This window comes from Tumidithrix helvetica PCC 7403 (assembly GCF_965232925.1).
In the GTDB taxonomy this organism is placed as follows: Bacteria; Cyanobacteriota; Cyanobacteriia; order Pseudanabaenales; family Pseudanabaenaceae; genus Tumidithrix; species Tumidithrix helvetica.
Genome location: NZ_CBDDRA010000011.1, coordinates 76,156 through 91,378, shown reverse-complemented (window position 1 = coordinate 91,378; position 15,223 = coordinate 76,156). Strand labels below are relative to the sequence as shown.

The window sequence follows — 15,223 nt, the reverse complement described above, 5'->3', positions numbered from 1 at the left end:
AAATAACGTCAAAACAAACTTCAGACTAAATAAATACTTGTAATGTTTAGGCCGACGATCTATCTGTCGGTAAAATCGCGCCTGTGAGATTTGCCTCATCTAAGTTTGTCCATAGCAGGAATGCACCTTTTAGATTAGTCCACAGTAGGAATGCACCTTTTAGGTTAGCTCCTGTCAAGCTTGCTCTGCTGAGGTTGGCACGATTAAGATTAGCCTTACTCAAGTTTGCGCCATTTAAATTGGCTTCATCCAAATTAGCCCCGGTCAGGTTGGCTTCATTAAGAATGGCATTGTGTAGATTGGTTCTAATCAGCAATGCACTTCTTAGGTCAGTGCCACTCAGGTCAGCACCACTAAGACTTGCCCCCATGAGGTTAGCCCCACTCAAATTGGCACCAGCTAAATTGGCATTGGTTAAATTAGCCCCGTTGAGGTTAGCCCCACTCAAGTTAGCTTTCATCAAAAAAGCACCAGTCAGGTTTGTCCAGCTCAGATCGGCATCTACGAGGCTCGATTCATTTAAATTTGCCGAACTCAGATCGGAGCCAACTAAATTTGCCCGATTTAAATTGACGCCTAACAGATTTGCCCAGCCTAAATTGGTACGACTTAAAGTACTGCCGCTTAAATTTGCGCCAATTAGATCGACAGCATTGAGATTTGCGGCATTGAGAATGGCACCACTGAGATCGACACCATGTAACTCAGCTCCAGTCAGCGTTGCCTCGCTCAAGTCTGTGTTAACGAGAGAGGCTTGGCTTAAGTTAGCTCCGCTTAGATTGGCGCGAATGAGTAAAGCCCCTGTGAGGTCAGTCAAGCTGAGATCTGCCCCAATTAAACTTGCCTCGACTAAAAAAGCCCCAATTAATTTTGTGTTTACGAGCGATGCACCATTCAGACTGGCACCCGTCAGACTTGCTAGGCTGAGATCGGCATTTTTTAAAGAAGCGCTATCGAGAACTGCCTCATTTAGGTTTGCCGCGACTAAGTAGGCATTATCGAGTTTGGCTCTTTGTAAATCGGCTTTGATCAAAAAAGCTGATGTCAAATTAGCTTCGCTCAAATCTGCCTCGACCAAATCTGCCTGATTTAGATCGGCTCCATTGAGAAAAGCACCCGTAAGATTTGCCTTATTAAGAGATGAGCCTGTTAGCGTTGCATCTGACAGGTTTACTCTTTTAAGGTCAGCGCCCTTGAGGTTTGCACCTGCTAAGTTTGCTCTAGTTAGGTTTGATTTATTTAAGTCTGTAAAATTCACGCTTGCCTCATCCAAGTTGATCTTGAGTAGAACACCCGTGCTAACAGATATGACTGCGGCGTAGAATGTCGCGTGCGTAGCAGGGGTGCAGTTTTCCCCTTTCAACCATTTGCCCTCATTAACTAGAATACATTAGACTGCTGAAGGGACAACTAGCTTGCAAGATTTGGCTTAGTCGTTTGGCTTTGATGTTGGTCTTCTAAAATGTAGATATAAAAATCCGTAGTGCATCACACATACCGATCGCAAAGACCTACTTATGCTTAAGAGACTTCCTAGGAAGTATAGCTCTTGCAACATTGGCTGTTTAATTTATCGAATCATAGATGGTAATCACAGAAAATATCGCTTCAGAACAGGTTGTCGGTAAAGTTTATTTAGTTGGAGCTGGTCCTGGAGATCCAGGGCTAATGACACTCAAAGGCAAGGCGCTTTTAGAGCATTGTGATGTTGTACTCTACGATGCCTTGGTGAGTCCAGAAATTTTGGCGATGGTTAACCCTCATGCTGAAAAGATTAATGCTGGGAAACGCCGTGGCAATCACTCTCTGTTGCAGGCAGAGACAACCCAATTGTTGATTGAAAAAGCCCAGGAATTTGCGATCGTGGTACGCCTTAAGGGGGGTGACCCCTTTATCTTTGGGCGTGGGGGTGAAGAGATGTCAGAGTTACGGGCGGCAGGAATTCCCGTTGAGGTCGTGCCTGGGATTACATCTGGAATTGCCGCCCCAGCCTATGCAGGAATTCCTCTCACCCATCGGGACTATAGCTCTTCGGTGACATTTGTTACAGGACATGAAGCGACAGGAAAGTATCGTCCTAATGTCAACTGGGGAGCTGTGGCGCAAGGCTCTGAGACGATTGTGATCTATATGGGGCTTCATAATTTGGCTGAGATTGTCAATCAGTTGACCCATGCTGGTTTGCCGATCGCAACCCCAATCGCCTTGATTAGGCAGGGAACTCGTGCCGATCAGTCAGAGTTGATCGGTACATTGGGCGATATTGTCGCACAAGTCATAGATACTGGCTTTTCTCCGCCAGCGATCGCGGTGATTGGTCGCATAGTTGCTTATCGACAGTGTTAAACTTAAATACTGTGAAAGATCTGAGGTTGACTAGCTCATGAGCACTGGTGAAGTCGAGGTAAAAATTACATCCACTACAACTGTAAATACCAAACGGTTAGAGACACAAATTCAAGACATTTTAGAAGCCGTCCATGCGACAGAGTCTTTTATTGCTGATATGGATTTTGTGGAATTTAGTGCAGACCAAAAAACAATTTTTGCTGTCGAACGGTCAGTAGGTATTATCGGTGCAACTTCAAAGCGTTTGCCCATCTCTTTTTTAGATAAATACCCCGCCATGAACTGGCGTCGCATTATTGGGACTGGCGAGAGCTTGACATTTGGCTATTTGGAAGTAGACCTGCAAACCCTGTGGGAGATCACGCAGCAGGACATTCCTACTCTAAAGGTACTGATCGAATCGGTGCTAGAGGAAATTGCTCAGGCTAGTTAATTTTCTTTTGCTGGTGTTCTAGCCAGCGATTGGATATTTTCTATCCCTTGCCGTCCACGAATGGGCGGCGATCGCTTTGGGTGATTTCTAGAGTATTTTCGATTCCTTGCCATTCCCCAGACTCTACCTTATCGATCAAATCTTGCAAAGCACTCTGATAAGCACGCAAACTTTTGAGCAAGGCGGGTTGATTGTATTCAGCCATTAAGCGACCGAGTTCGGGATTGCCTCCGCCTACGCGACTAGTATCGCGAAAACCAGAACTAGCCAGTTTTTGAGAAAGCTCCGCGATCGCGGCATCCCCCTCTTGTTGGCAAGCCATAATTAAACTCGCACTGACCATCACGGGTAAATGACTAATCCAAGCCACAGCTCGATCGTGTACCTCTGGGCTGCACTCATGCACGATCGCGCCCACAGACTGCCACAACGATCGCACGATTTCCACAGCTTCGCGATCGATAGCGTTATTTTGAGAATTTTCTAGTTGCGTGCCTTGAGAATCTACAGGATTTGCAAAGGGTGTGATCACGCAAGGACGTTGTTGAAATAAATTGCGCTCGGCGGCGGAAATTCCTTGAAAAGCCGTACCCGCCATCGGATGACCTCCCACAAACCGACCCCATTGCTTAGACGCCTGTGCCACGATCGCGGACTTCACAGAGCCAACGTCAGTAATGATGGCTTGGGGAGATAATCGACTGGAAATGGAAGCGATCGCGGGCAAAATGGCAGGAATAGGCGTACAAATCACCACGAGATCTGCTTGTTTTAGATAGGGAATCATGTCTGGGTCTTGACTGGCAGCCTCGACTGCACCCATCAAGACTGCCTGCTTGCAGGTATCTTGATTTCGACTGATTCCCCAAACATAGTGATTTTGCTTTTGTGCGAGCAAATCTAAACCTAGGGATCCCCCTATTAGCCCCAAGCCAATGATGCCAATGTTCATCTATTTGTCATTTGTCGGTTATCGGTATGGCGATCGCAGTTGACTAATGACGTTGGTACTTCACCTCTTTTGAGAAAACCCTCTGGAGGACGTACCAGTAACTGCCGACCTAAAACTTGTTTAAATTAAGACCTGCTTCTTTAGCAAATGTTGCTAAACCTTTTTTCTGAAGGGTCTTGATGGCTTTTGTGGAAATTTGTAAGGTGACAAAACGCTTGCCTTCCGCCCACCAGATGCGTTTTTGCTGTAGGTTAACGTGCTGTAATCGTTTATTGCGTTTGTGTGAAAACGAGATGCTAACTGAGTTGTTGGCTTTTTTACCTGTTAGCTGACATTGACGACTCATGTTTTTTGCTCCTGCATTTTATAGTCCAGTCAACTATTGTACAAAATTTGAGCGCAAAAATATGTCTGCGATCGATGATATGTTAAATATTTTATGCTTTGCTGCGGTTCTTTGGGGATTGGAATAGTGCTTCTATCACATCCTATGCTAAGGGCTTTAGCTCCCGTTCGGGTGTTGGTTATGGGCTATGAGCTAAGATAAGAATCCAAAAGAACTCATTCACGCGGGTTCCCTTAAAATCTCCCCAAATCTCCAATATGGCGCTACCTCCTAAAACTCGACAAATCAACTTTAGATTTCCCGTGTCTTTATTAAATCTGGCAAAGTCAAAGGCAGAGGAAAATAAACAAACCTTGTCAGAGTGGATCGTTGACCTTGTCGAGCGCGAATTAAATCCTCAGGCATCAGCAGCGCCAAATACGCCTACGAATATTCCGACAGATTGGGCTAATTATATTGGCAAGTACATTAGCGATCGCATCACCCCCCTACAAAAGCAAATTACCGAATTGAGGTTTCAACTGGGGGAGTGCAACGCCTGATTGGTCAAGAAGACACTAATCAGGCAGAGGATTCAGCGCGTTCTTCTCAGCCGAGACCCAAAGATAAATCTAAGGATAAACCAGACGCAACGGGCGATCGTCTTGAGGATGCTAACGATCGTCTACAGGATAGTCCAGCAGAGGCGAATATCCCAGAACCTGAGCCGATCCCCGAGCCAGAACCCATTCCACCCGAGCCAGAACCCAACGCCTGGGAAGTCTGGACATATCTAGAACGGGAACGCCAAAAAACCTTAACCTGTATCGGGACTTTCGCCGCAGAATGGGAGGCTAGTCGATTTGTCGATGCTGCCGAGCGCAAAAACAGCGGTAGACTTCGCGTTCACTATGAGATTCACCCCATCATCATTCCATCAGAAGGCTCGTCTGAAACGGAAGCACCTACTCAACCGCAAGAGCCCGTAGGCGATCGCAAAACCACGGAACCCGAAGCGATCGATGTCGAGGTCTTCGTCGAAGAAAGAGACGCGTGAGCGTAATGCCCCAGATATCATAGGATTCAGATCTGCTCCCCAGCCCAAGCGATAAAACAGTATAATTTTCACAATTTAAGCCCCGTATTGTAAGATTAACCCGTAGTAGTGTAGAGGGTAAGCTAAATGCAAACTAGACGTACTGATAACGTGTATCCGGTTAGCTACAACAAGGAAACGGATGTCATTGTAGAAGGCATGACCAAGCGTGAATATTTCGCGATTATGATTATGCAAGGATTAACCGTATCCAATTTCCCGTTTGAAGACGTTTATCAAAAAGCTCGTGCCGCAGTGTTAGAAGCGGATGCCCTCATCGATATTCTGGCAAGTGAATGATCGGTCAATCAAGCGGCAAGGGCAAAAGCATTCGGGCATAGATCTTCTTCTTGTAACGCAAAAGCTCATCTACCGAATGCTTTGCACCTACAAAAATTACAGACATGGATATGGATATCTGCCAACTAGGAAATATCGGTTTGCGTCAAATTGCTCAACCCGTTGAGAATGTGCGCGATCGGGCTGTGCAAGATTTAATCGATCGCCTGATCGAAACCCTGAAAGCCAAAAAGGGGGTGGGGATCGCCGCACCACAGGTAGGACAATCGCTGCGGTTAATCATTGTTGCCTCGCACCCGAACGATCGCTACCCCCAAGCGCCCTTGATGGCTCCAACTGCCATGATCGATCCTCGAATCGTCAGTCATTCCGAGCAGGTCGAAAAAGGGTGGGAAGGCTGCCTATCTGTACCGGGAATTCGAGGACTCGTACCGCGCTATCAAGCGATCGAGGTGGAATATTGCGATCGCGATGGTAACTTAGAAACCACTACCTTTACGGACTTTGTGGCAAGGATTTTTCAGCATGAGTACGATCACCTAGAGGGAAAAGTTTTTTTAGACCGCGTGGAAAGTTCTTTAGAATTAATCTCTGAATCTGAATATCTTAAACTTGTGGCGGCAAAGTGATTGTGGGGGCATAAATTAAATTAGTATAAATCCCTGACGGACGCAAAGCATTTGGAATGTAGGCTTATGTGAAGTAAGGGGATTGCTGCCTGAAAGCTTTACCCTACCAAATTTTGTCAGTCCAAATCTAATTCTTTGAGGTCTATGCCAATATCCACTGAGGAGATCTCCTCCAATCCTCCATTAAGTCCCTCTTTGAATTCCTCTTTGAGTTCCCCATTGAATCCACTGATTACCGCCGATATTCTCAAGCCAGGCCGTTATTTGGGGAATGAGTTGGGGGCTGTACGTAAGCCTTGGCATCAGGCGATCGCACGGTGGGCATTGACCTATCCTGAAATCTATGAGGTGGGTGCTTCCAATCTCGGACATATCATTCTCTACAGCATTCTCAACGCGCAAGATCGACAACTTTGCGATCGGGCTTATCTGCCTGCCCCCGATCTAGCTGCAAAACTAAGGGAATCGAATACGCCTCTATTTGCCGTGGAATCTCAACGTCCTTTGACCGACTTTGATATTTTGGGCTTTAGTCTCAGCTACGAGTTAGGTGCAACCAATGTTTTAGAAATGCTCGATCTGGCAGGAATTCCTTTAACATGGCAGGAACGGAATCCCTTCTCTTTTTCTCAAGAAAAACAACAGTGGGAATGTCCGCTGATTTTTGCAGGGGGACAGACAGCGACTTCTAATCCCGAACCCTATGCCGACTTTTTTGATTTTTTTGTCTTGGGCGATGGGGAAGAAGTCTTGCCTGAAATTGGCGTTGTTGTTACTGAGGCAAAACTCGCAGGGCGATCGCGGCAGGAAGTTCTCTTAGATTTGGCAAAAGTTCCAGGGGTGTACGTCCCGCAGTTTTATGACATGAGCCCTGAAGATGGTTCTGTTTCTCCCAATCGAGAAGGAGTTCCCAAACGTATTTTAAGAAGGGTAGCGGCTCCGATTCCAGAGCATAGTATTGGCTTGGTTCCCTTGGTGGAAACCGTCCACGATCGCCTCACAATTGAAATTCGGCGCGGATGCACGAGGGGCTGTCGCTTTTGTCAGCCGGGGATGTTGACCCGTCCCGCTAGGGATGTGAAGCCAGAGGATGTCGTGAATACGATCGAACGAGCGGTGAAGGAAACGGGCTATAACGAATTCTCTCTGCTCTCTTTATCCTGTTCCGATTATTTGGCACTGCCTGCGGTGGGAATTGAGATTAAAAATCGCCTCAACAACCAGCACATCAATCTCTCGCTCCCCAGCCAGCGCGTCGATCGGTTTGATGAGAATATCGCCAATATTCTGAAAGGGGATGGCAGGCAGCAAGGGCTAACCTTTGCCCCAGAAGCTGGCACGCAAAGACTGAGGGATGTCATCAACAAGGGGCTTACTGATGAAGAGCTGCTACGTGGCGTGCGCACGGCGTATGAACAGGGCTGGGATCGGGTCAAGCTCTATTTCATGATTGGATTGCCCACCGAAACCGATGCTGATGTGATTGGTATTGCCAAAACGATTGGCTGGTTGCAATCTCAATGCCGTCTAGATGGACGCAAGCGCTTGAATGTGAATGTGACGATTTCCAACTTCACACCCAAGCCCCACACGCCGTTTCAATGGCATAGTGTCTCTACGGAGGATTTTCTGCACAAGCAAAAGCTGCTCAAAACAGAATTTCGGTTTGCCAAGGGCGTAAAGGTCAATTTCACCGCTGTCCAGATCTCGGCAATGGAAGATTTTGTCGGACGTGGCGATCGCAGGCTAGGTGCTGTGCTCAAACGAGCTTGGCAACTAGGTGCAGGCATGGATGCTTGGTTTGAGAATACCCATCGCGCGTTTCAAGCATGGACGACAGCGATCGAGGAATCGGGTCTGAAATGGGAAATGCCCGCACCACAATACGGTCAAGCGCTCCCTTGGGATCATCTCGATACGGGTATCGATAAACAATGGTTGCTAGATGACTGGAATCGCGCGATCGCAGCGGAAACCGTTCCCGATTGTTCGTTTCATGGTTGTTCTAAATGTGGGGTATGCAGTCCCGACTTTGGGCATAATATCGTTGTGCCTGCACCACCGATTCCTGTATTTACAGGGTACTCGCAGTTGAGTGGCGTAGCAAGGCAGCAACGTTTGCGCGTCACGTTCGGCAAGTTGGGAAGCATGGCGTTGATTTCCCATCTAGATCTCGTGCGTTTGTTCAGTCGAGCGATGCGACGTGCAGACCTTCCCATTGCCTATACGGAAGGCTTTAACCCCTTGCCCCGTATTGCTTTAGCTAAAGCCCTCTCCTTGGGACACAGCAGCACAGGCGAAGTTGCCGATTTTGAACTCACCGCTGCGATCGCCCCCGCAGAATTTCAACAACGGCTAGCAGCACAACTGCACCCAGAGATTCCGATCTATGCTGCCCATGACATTGCGATCGACGCACCTTCAGCGGATGTTACTTTGCAAATTGCTGAATATCGCCTCACCTTAGGAATAGATACAGGAATTGAATTATCAGAATCCATCAATTGCACCATTACATCTCTAATTCATCAAGTGAAGGCTGCCCAGTCGATTCTGATGCCCAAACTCTCTAAGTCTGGCAAGGAGCAATTATTGGAAATGCGCGATCGCTTGTTTGAGTTAGATTTAATCGAGGTGAATTCTGCCTCAGATATTCAAATTCGTTATGTGGGGAGCTGTCGCTCGGATAGCACGCTCAAACCCGAATATGTTTTGTTTATGCTGAATCAGTTTGCTGTCGATGCTACCCTTAAACTCCTCCACGTCCACCGTGAAGCATTGCGATAATGTCATAATGATCCTAGGTCTAATTATTCAGGAGGTGCGATCGTGGTAATCAGCCCACCCAGACTTGTTCCAGAAACAACAACGACTTGTTTAACGCTCGACGAGTACCGCGCGATGGAGGAAATATCTGAAGAACGTCATGAATATTCCAAAGGAGAAATTGTTCCTATGTCTGGAGGGACAGAAACTCACAGTGCGATCGCCAGTAACCTGCTAATCTACCTAGGCTTTTTACTGAGAGATACTGATTTTCGCTTGTATAACAGCGACTTGCGAGTTTGGATTCCTGAATACCAATGCGGAACTTATACTGATTTGATGATCGTCGATGGCGAACCAGAATTTCATGACGATCGTAAGGATGAAATTCTTAATCCCCTTATGATTGTGGAAGTTTTATCGCCGTCCACAGAAGCCTACGACCGTGGCGAGAAATTCAGAAAATATCGTTCTCTTCCTACCTTTCGTGAATATCTTTTGGTGAGCCAAACAGAACCCTATATCGAACAATATCAAAAACTCGATTCTGATAGTAGCGAGCGCTGGCAATTACAAGTTTGCGATCGCAGCGATCGATCTATTGCGCTGCACAGCTTAAATATAGAAATCTCGATGACGGAAGTTTATCGCCGCATTAAATTTTAAAAACAGAGAGATTTTAACAATTCTCTACAATTGATTGCTGGCAAAGGTATCGCGGAAAATTGCTTCCACCATATTTTGTAAGATTTTCTGGAATATTACCTTAAAATTAAATCAAAGTTTGTCAGGAAATCTAAACCTATGGCGATCGCAAACCTAGTTTCTAAAATTGATAAAGTTAAAGTCTACAGCGATGGCTCGACCATCACGCGCATTGCGGCTTTCCCTGAGATTTCTTGGTCTGAACGAGATCGCTCCACCGTAGAATTTACGGAAGTAGAGATTGCAGATTTGCCATTAGCCCTAGATGACAGTAGCCTGCGCCTCCGCGTGGAATCATTGTCAGATGCAGTCATTCCTCTGCTAGTAACCGATGTTCGCATTGGGTTAACCGCTCCACCACCGCCAGAGGTGCAAAAGGCATCCCTCGAAGATGAGATTAGGGAAGCACAGATTGAAGTCGATCGCTTAGAACATAACTTACTTGGCCTGATCGAGAACGAAATCTCAATTTTGCAAGGTTTAGCATTACCCGATCGCCCCGAAGGAGAACGGGGCAAAGCCCCACCCTCTTCGCCCACAGGAGCGCGGTTAGTTTTAGAAAGTTTTAAGAACGAACAGCTACGGTTGCGCGTGCAGGAAAAACGCGAGGTAAAAGCAAAACTGTATGAAGCCCAAGAGCACCTCCGCGACCTCGAACAGCAACAAGCCCTTGCCTCTAGCGCCAGAACTGTCAAGGCACACGAACTGCGAAAAACTGCGATCGCCAAATTAGCCTGCCGCGATCGCGCCGATCTACTGTCCCTCGACTGGGCTTCCTGCCAGCTTGTTTTGGAATATTTCATTCCTGGTGCGCGGTGGGTTCCAACCTATGTCTGCCGTTTGGATAGTGCCACCAATACCGCATCGATCGCCGTGCGTGCTCTAATTTGTCAACGTACCCATGAAGATTGGACTGGCGTGCGTTTAGAGCTATCGACCGCAATACCGACCACATGGTGCGAACTCCCCGAACTTCCGTCTTTACGCCTAGGAAGAGCGCAACCTGAGCCTCGTAAACTCGGTTGGCGCAGCGTTCCCGCAGGTGCGGAAGTATTATTTGAAGACTACGAACGTCAAAAGAAAGAAGCTTCGATCGCGATCGCCCGTAGATCTGCCTACGAAGCCTTGGAAATCCCAAAACTCACAAAACTGAGCGAGATCGAAACCGTTCAGGCTTTAGGTGAACCTCCTACAATTCCCGATCTTTCAGCAGGTTTCCAAACCACAGGTCTAACTAGGATGGAAGCAAAAGGAGGGGCTGTACCTGGATCGGCATCTGAAGAGTTTTTGGATTTGGGGTCAATGATGAGTCCTTCGATTTCATCACCTTCACCACAACCAGCGTCTACGCTTTTAGCTCGGGTTAGTAAGGCTGCACCTAGCAGTGAGGCTAGAACCTTTACTTCCCGAGAAGAGATGCGTGCGAGTAGTATGTATTCTCCTGAACCCGAGGGCGATCGCAGTTTAGTGGAAGCGATCGATTACGCTTGGATGCGCTTGGGTTCGCCCGACGATCCGCAGCAACGAGGCAAGCTAAGCATGGCAAGTCAAGTAACAACTTACCTCGAAATTCTCAGGCGATTGCCTGTGACGCTTTACTTTAACGTCATGAAAACCGTGCAAGAGGCTAACCAACTTGCCATATCCTGCCGATCGCTGAGTTTGCCTGCAAAGAGTGCGAATGTCAGACAAGAGGCGCATTCCTTTGACTACACCTATGTGGGGGAAGGACGTGTAGACATTCCCTCCGATGGGCAATTCCATTCCGTGGCTTTAACCAGCCAAACTGCCGATGTCGATGTGCGCTATGTCGTCGTTCCTCGCGAAGACACGAATGTGTTTCGGATCGCGCAATTGCGGAATCCCTTGCAGGCTCCGTTGTTGCGCGGTGCGGCAGATATTTACGTCGATGGCGAATATGTGCTCTTAACCCAGATTTCCACGATTCCACCCAAGGGAAAAATAGAACTCGGTCTGGGTGTCGAACAAGGCATCAAGGTAGCTCGGAATACCACCTTTGAAGAGGTGCGATCGGGTGAAACCTTAGTAGCCTTTAACGAATTGAGGCATAGCATTCAGATTGCGATCGCCAACCGCCTCGATCGCGAGATTGCCATAGAAGTCCGCGATCGCATTCCTGTGCCTCAACCTGAGGCAAAAGTGGACGTGCAAATTACTCAGGTGTCGCCGCCTTGGCAGAAATACAGTCAAGAGGAACGGGGTCGAGTCCTTGAGGGAGGCTATCGCTGGCAAGTGCAGATCCCTGCCAATCGCGATCTAAATTTAGAAGCTAGCTATACGGTCAAAACCTTTATCGATAGCGAACTGGTGGGTGGCAACCGTCGCGAAGCATAACAGATTGCTCAGAGGATTCTCGAAATTTAAACGTAAAAGTAAGCAAGAAAAGCGATATGGCAATCGAGGATATTCAGTTACTCACATTATCAGCGCCCGTAACGACAGTTACCCTGTTAGAAGATCGAGCGCAGGTACAGCGAACGGGTAAGGCTACATTAACAGAAGGGCTGTGGCGCATCACCGTCGATCGCGTTGCACCCATTCTATCGGACAAATCGTTACGGGCAGAATTTTGCGATCGCACCACCGCAGCAAGGGTTAACGATGTGCGAGTACGGCGACGTTTGCGCAATCGCGAAGAGATTCAACAGGAAGTACTGGGGCAACTGTACGAAGAATGGCGATCGCATCGGATTCAGTTTGACGAATATAGCGAAGATGCGATGCAGTTAGAGGAACACTTTGCTCAACTGAGCCATATTGTCTGCAAAGCCGTTCTAGAAATGCCGATTGATGCGGTATGGGGACAGGTCGATCCGATGGCATGGCGATCGCAATTCCAAACCCTGTTTCAGCAAATCCGCGAGACGCGCATGGAACGATTTCAGACCCATCAGGCTCAAAAGCAGCTATGGCAAACCCTCGATCGCCTGCGCCTACGCCTGATCGAACAATCGCGTCCCGACACGATTTATACTGCCCACCTCGAAGCCGATCTAACCATTCCACAGGCAGGTGAATACGAACTGAGCTTTGACTATGTTGTGCCCAATGCGCTCTGGCGACCCTACCATCAAGCACATATGCAAATTGAAGAAAGGGAAATTCAGGATAATCCAACAGAAGGAACCCCAACAGAAATCTCAATTCTAAACTTCCGTACCGATGGTTGTGTTTGGCAAAACACAGGCGAGGACTGGACAAATGTAGATTTGGTCTTTTCCACTGCGCGTTCCTCGCTGGGGACAGAGCCACCCTTACTCAGCGACGATATGCTCACCGTACAAGAAAAGCCCAAACGCATTGCCATCCAAATGCGCGATCGCGTCATTCAACAAGCAGGGCTGGGAACGAGTGCTGCTACGGATAATGCGATCGAACTGCCTGGGGTCGAGGATGGCGGTGAAGTTCGCACGTTGCGTCCTGCAAGTAAAGCCACGGTGCCTTCTGACGGTCGCCCCTATCGCATCCCATTATTTGAGTTTAGTACTCCCACCCAAATCGAATATGTACTGATGCCAGAAATTGCCTGTCAAGTCGTGCTGAAGAGCGAACAATCCAATAGTTCTAATTTCCCAATTTTAGCGGGTCCTGTGGACTTGGTGAAATCTACCGAATTTATCGGAAAAACCTCTGTGAACTTCATCGCATCCAAAGAGAAATTTGCCCTAGGTTGGGGTGTAGATGCCGCAATTAGAGTCCAACGGACGGAATCGCAAAAGCGCGAAGAGAACCACCTGACAAAATGGATAACTATCACCAAAAACATAACGCTCTACCTTTCTAACATTGGCGATCGCCCCAAAACCCTAGCGACCACAGAGCGCGTTCCCGTTTCCGAACTCGAACACATTCAAGTGGAGGTGTTGTCGCCCTCGAGCACCGATGCCGTTCAGCCCGATGCCAATGGTTTTTGCACTTGGCAATTGCATCTGGCTCCCTACTCGCAAAGAGTGGCAGGACTGGTTTATACAATCTCGGCTTCACCTGAAGTTGAGGGATTTTAAATTCTCTAGAGCGGATCGGTAGAAAAGGTGTCACATTGATTAAGATCGCCCGAATTGAGACCTCGTTTAAACCACTTAACTCGTTGCTGCGAAGTGCCGTGGGTAAATGATTCGGGTACGACATTTCCCTTTGCCTGTTTTTGCAAATAGTCATCGCCGATTTGCGTGGCAGTATTAAGAGCGGCTTCAATATCGCGATCGCCGATCAAACCGCGTTGTGCTGTATTAAAAGCCCACACCCCTGCATAACAGTCAGCTTGGAGTTCAATTCTTACTGAAAGCTCATTGGCTTTTGCCTTGCCTGAGCTGGATTTTAACTGTCTGACCTTGCCAGATGTCCCCAATAAATTTTGGATGTGATGCCCTACTTCATGGGCGATCGCGTAGGATCTGGCAAAGTCTGCATCAGCGCCAGCCGTGGCTTGTAAGTACTGAAAAAAGCCCATATCTAAGTAAACTTTCTTGTCCGCAGGGCAGTAAAAGGGGCCTGAAGAAGTCTGGGCAGATCCGCATGCCGAATTCACGCTGCTATGGAATAACACGAGTTTGGGTGGTTGATATTGGGTATTGAGTTGCTGTTTAAAGATGCGCGTCCAAACATCTTCGGTATCACCTAAAACCGATCTGACAAACTCTGAATCTCGATCGTTTTTGGGTTGGGTCTGTTTTTGTGTAACTGGGGCAGTTGTATTATTGGGCAGAAATCCTATGATTTGGGCGGGGTTGACTTTAAAGATTAAGCCTAAAATCACCGCGATCGCTACGCCACCAACGCCGAGACCACCCACCATGCCAACGGGAGTTTGAGAGGATGAACCCTCACGCACATCTTCTACGTTGTCACTTTTGCGCATTTCATCCCATTTCATATTGCTTCCTCGGTTTTTTGCAACATCATCTCGATGATAGTTTACTTTTAAGCTGTGGCGATCTTAGTAAATCGTTAACGCTGAAGCGCGATCGTCGATTTCATGAAACACATCAATGAAGTACTTGTTTTTAGAAGCGATCGCTCGGTCGATCGACCAGCATTTGTCGGTATAACTCCCCCGAAACGGTACGTTACCCAGAAACTTTCGGGGTATTTCGCCTTATTGGGGGTGTTACCCAGAAACTTTCAGTATAATCACCTAATCTAGGGTAAATATACGGAAATTTTCTGTATAATCCATAGTTGGGTTTCCAGAAATTTAGATCTACCATGACAAAGTATTTAATTAGCGTGATACGTCATGAAAATGATGATATAAAAGTATTTGATGATCCATTAATGAGAATTGATGTTGATGAACTTAATGATGAAATGAATGGTGCCGGAATAATAATCTATGTTGGTGGACTGAAACCAACGAAAATGGCCAAAGTATTTAATTATGATAGCGGAAATGTAAATGATAATGATAATGGACGCTACTCTAATGATGGATATTATTTAGATGGATTTTGGATAATTGAATGCTTATATGAAAAAGATGCTTTGGAATGGGGACGAAAAGCTGCATTGGCATGTAGGGCGAAAATTCAAATTAGACCATTCTATTAATTTTAAAAATTGGCTCATAAAATGTTATGTATAGAAAATATTACCCTGGTAAACCCAACAAGGCGATGCACCCGAGCCGGTATCAAGAATAAACCAAGTT

The 15,223-nt window shown here is 47.1% G+C and carries 15 protein-coding genes; 11 read left to right on the top strand and 4 right to left on the bottom strand.

Annotated features, from left to right (window positions below; genetic code table 11):
- Positions 1–46: 46 nt before the first annotated feature.
- A complete protein-coding gene (locus ACP2WE_RS12010; protein WP_425215786.1) occupies positions 47–1,363 on the bottom strand; it encodes a pentapeptide repeat-containing protein in 1,317 nt (438 codons plus the stop codon).
- 221 nt (positions 1,364–1,584) lie between these two features.
- Between ACP2WE_RS12010 and cobA the strand changes: the two genes are divergently transcribed.
- Positions 1,585–2,346, top strand: coding sequence for a uroporphyrinogen-III C-methyltransferase (gene cobA / locus ACP2WE_RS12005; protein WP_425215785.1), 762 nt, complete (start codon positions 1,585–1,587; stop codon positions 2,344–2,346).
- Between the two features lie 37 nt (positions 2,347–2,383).
- Positions 2,384–2,782 (top strand): HepT-like ribonuclease domain-containing protein, encoded by a 399-nt coding sequence (locus ACP2WE_RS12000; protein WP_425215784.1) that lies wholly within the window; start codon positions 2,384–2,386, stop codon positions 2,780–2,782.
- 40 nt (positions 2,783–2,822) lie between these two features.
- On the opposite strand, the gene ACP2WE_RS11995 is transcribed toward ACP2WE_RS12000, so the two are convergent.
- A complete protein-coding gene (locus ACP2WE_RS11995) occupies positions 2,823–3,734 on the bottom strand; it encodes a prephenate/arogenate dehydrogenase (RefSeq protein ID WP_425215783.1) in 912 nt (303 codons plus the stop codon).
- Positions 3,735–3,843: 109 nt separating this feature from the next.
- Positions 3,844–4,080 carry a 50S ribosomal protein L28 gene (gene rpmB / locus ACP2WE_RS11990; RefSeq protein ID WP_425215782.1) on the bottom strand — a complete coding sequence of 79 codons (237 nt, stop codon included), beginning with the start codon at positions 4,078–4,080 and terminating at the stop codon, positions 3,844–3,846.
- A 302-nt stretch (positions 4,081–4,382) separates the two neighbouring features.
- Here rpmB and ACP2WE_RS11985 point away from each other — a divergent pair, with 302 nt between their 5' ends.
- The 8 genes from ACP2WE_RS11985 (at position 4,383) to ACP2WE_RS11950 (ending at position 13,580) form a co-directional block, all read left to right on the top strand.
- Positions 4,383–4,622 (top strand): hypothetical protein, encoded by a 240-nt coding sequence (locus tag ACP2WE_RS11985; RefSeq protein WP_425215781.1) that lies wholly within the window; start codon positions 4,383–4,385, stop codon positions 4,620–4,622.
- A complete protein-coding gene (locus ACP2WE_RS11980; protein ID WP_425215780.1) occupies positions 4,610–5,116 on the top strand; it encodes a hypothetical protein in 507 nt (168 codons plus the stop codon). The genes ACP2WE_RS11985 and ACP2WE_RS11980 overlap by 13 nt, the downstream gene beginning before the upstream one ends.
- A gap of 150 nt (positions 5,117–5,266) precedes the next feature.
- On the top strand, positions 5,267–5,455 hold the full coding sequence (locus ACP2WE_RS11975) for a hypothetical protein (RefSeq protein WP_330482318.1): 189 nt from the start codon (positions 5,267–5,269) through the stop codon (positions 5,453–5,455).
- 104 nt (positions 5,456–5,559) lie between these two features.
- Complete coding sequence (def, locus tag ACP2WE_RS11970; RefSeq protein ID WP_425215779.1) at positions 5,560–6,084, top strand: peptide deformylase; 525 nt, start codon at positions 5,560–5,562, stop codon at positions 6,082–6,084.
- A gap of 207 nt (positions 6,085–6,291) precedes the next feature.
- Entirely contained in the window at positions 6,292–8,871 is a 2,580-nt protein-coding gene (locus ACP2WE_RS11965) for a TIGR03960 family B12-binding radical SAM protein (protein WP_425215857.1), read from the top strand.
- 39 nt (positions 8,872–8,910) lie between these two features.
- Positions 8,911–9,516 carry a Uma2 family endonuclease gene (locus ACP2WE_RS11960; protein ID WP_425215856.1) on the top strand — a complete coding sequence of 202 codons (606 nt, stop codon included), beginning with the start codon at positions 8,911–8,913 and terminating at the stop codon, positions 9,514–9,516.
- A 138-nt stretch (positions 9,517–9,654) separates the two neighbouring features.
- Positions 9,655–11,910 carry a DUF4139 domain-containing protein gene (locus ACP2WE_RS11955; RefSeq protein ID WP_425215778.1) on the top strand — a complete coding sequence of 752 codons (2,256 nt, stop codon included), beginning with the start codon at positions 9,655–9,657 and terminating at the stop codon, positions 11,908–11,910.
- A gap of 56 nt (positions 11,911–11,966) precedes the next feature.
- Positions 11,967–13,580, top strand: coding sequence for a mucoidy inhibitor MuiA family protein (locus ACP2WE_RS11950; protein WP_425215777.1), 1,614 nt, complete (start codon positions 11,967–11,969; stop codon positions 13,578–13,580).
- Between the two features lie 5 nt (positions 13,581–13,585).
- Here the strand turns inward: ACP2WE_RS11950 and ypfJ are convergent, their stop codons facing one another.
- Positions 13,586–14,449, bottom strand: coding sequence for a KPN_02809 family neutral zinc metallopeptidase (ypfJ, locus tag ACP2WE_RS11945; RefSeq protein ID WP_425215776.1), 864 nt, complete (start codon positions 14,447–14,449; stop codon positions 13,586–13,588).
- A 332-nt stretch (positions 14,450–14,781) separates the two neighbouring features.
- Between ypfJ and ACP2WE_RS11940 the strand changes: the two genes are divergently transcribed.
- A complete protein-coding gene (locus ACP2WE_RS11940; protein WP_425215775.1) occupies positions 14,782–15,123 on the top strand; it encodes a YciI family protein in 342 nt (113 codons plus the stop codon).
- Positions 15,124–15,223: the final 100 nt, after the last annotated feature.

Excerpts from the sequence above, each read along its gene's own strand:
- cobA (WP_425215785.1), top strand. The coding sequence starts at position 1,585 with ATGGTAATCACAGAAAATATCGCTTCAGAACAGGTTGTCGGTAAAGTT.
- ACP2WE_RS12000 (WP_425215784.1), top strand. The coding sequence starts at position 2,384 with ATGAGCACTGGTGAAGTCGAGGTAAAAATTACATCCACTACAACTGTA.
- ACP2WE_RS11995 (WP_425215783.1), bottom strand. The coding sequence starts at position 3,734 with ATGAACATTGGCATCATTGGCTTGGGGCTAATAGGGGGATCCCTAGGT.
- rpmB (WP_425215782.1), bottom strand. The coding sequence starts at position 4,080 with ATGAGTCGTCAATGTCAGCTAACAGGTAAAAAAGCCAACAACTCAGTT.
- def (WP_425215779.1), top strand. The coding sequence starts at position 5,560 with ATGGATATGGATATCTGCCAACTAGGAAATATCGGTTTGCGTCAAATT.
- ACP2WE_RS11955 (WP_425215778.1), top strand. The coding sequence starts at position 9,655 with ATGGCGATCGCAAACCTAGTTTCTAAAATTGATAAAGTTAAAGTCTAC.
- ACP2WE_RS11950 (WP_425215777.1), top strand. The coding sequence starts at position 11,967 with ATGGCAATCGAGGATATTCAGTTACTCACATTATCAGCGCCCGTAACG.
- ypfJ (WP_425215776.1), bottom strand. The coding sequence starts at position 14,449 with ATGAAATGGGATGAAATGCGCAAAAGTGACAACGTAGAAGATGTGCGT.
- ACP2WE_RS11940 (WP_425215775.1), top strand. The coding sequence starts at position 14,782 with ATGACAAAGTATTTAATTAGCGTGATACGTCATGAAAATGATGATATA.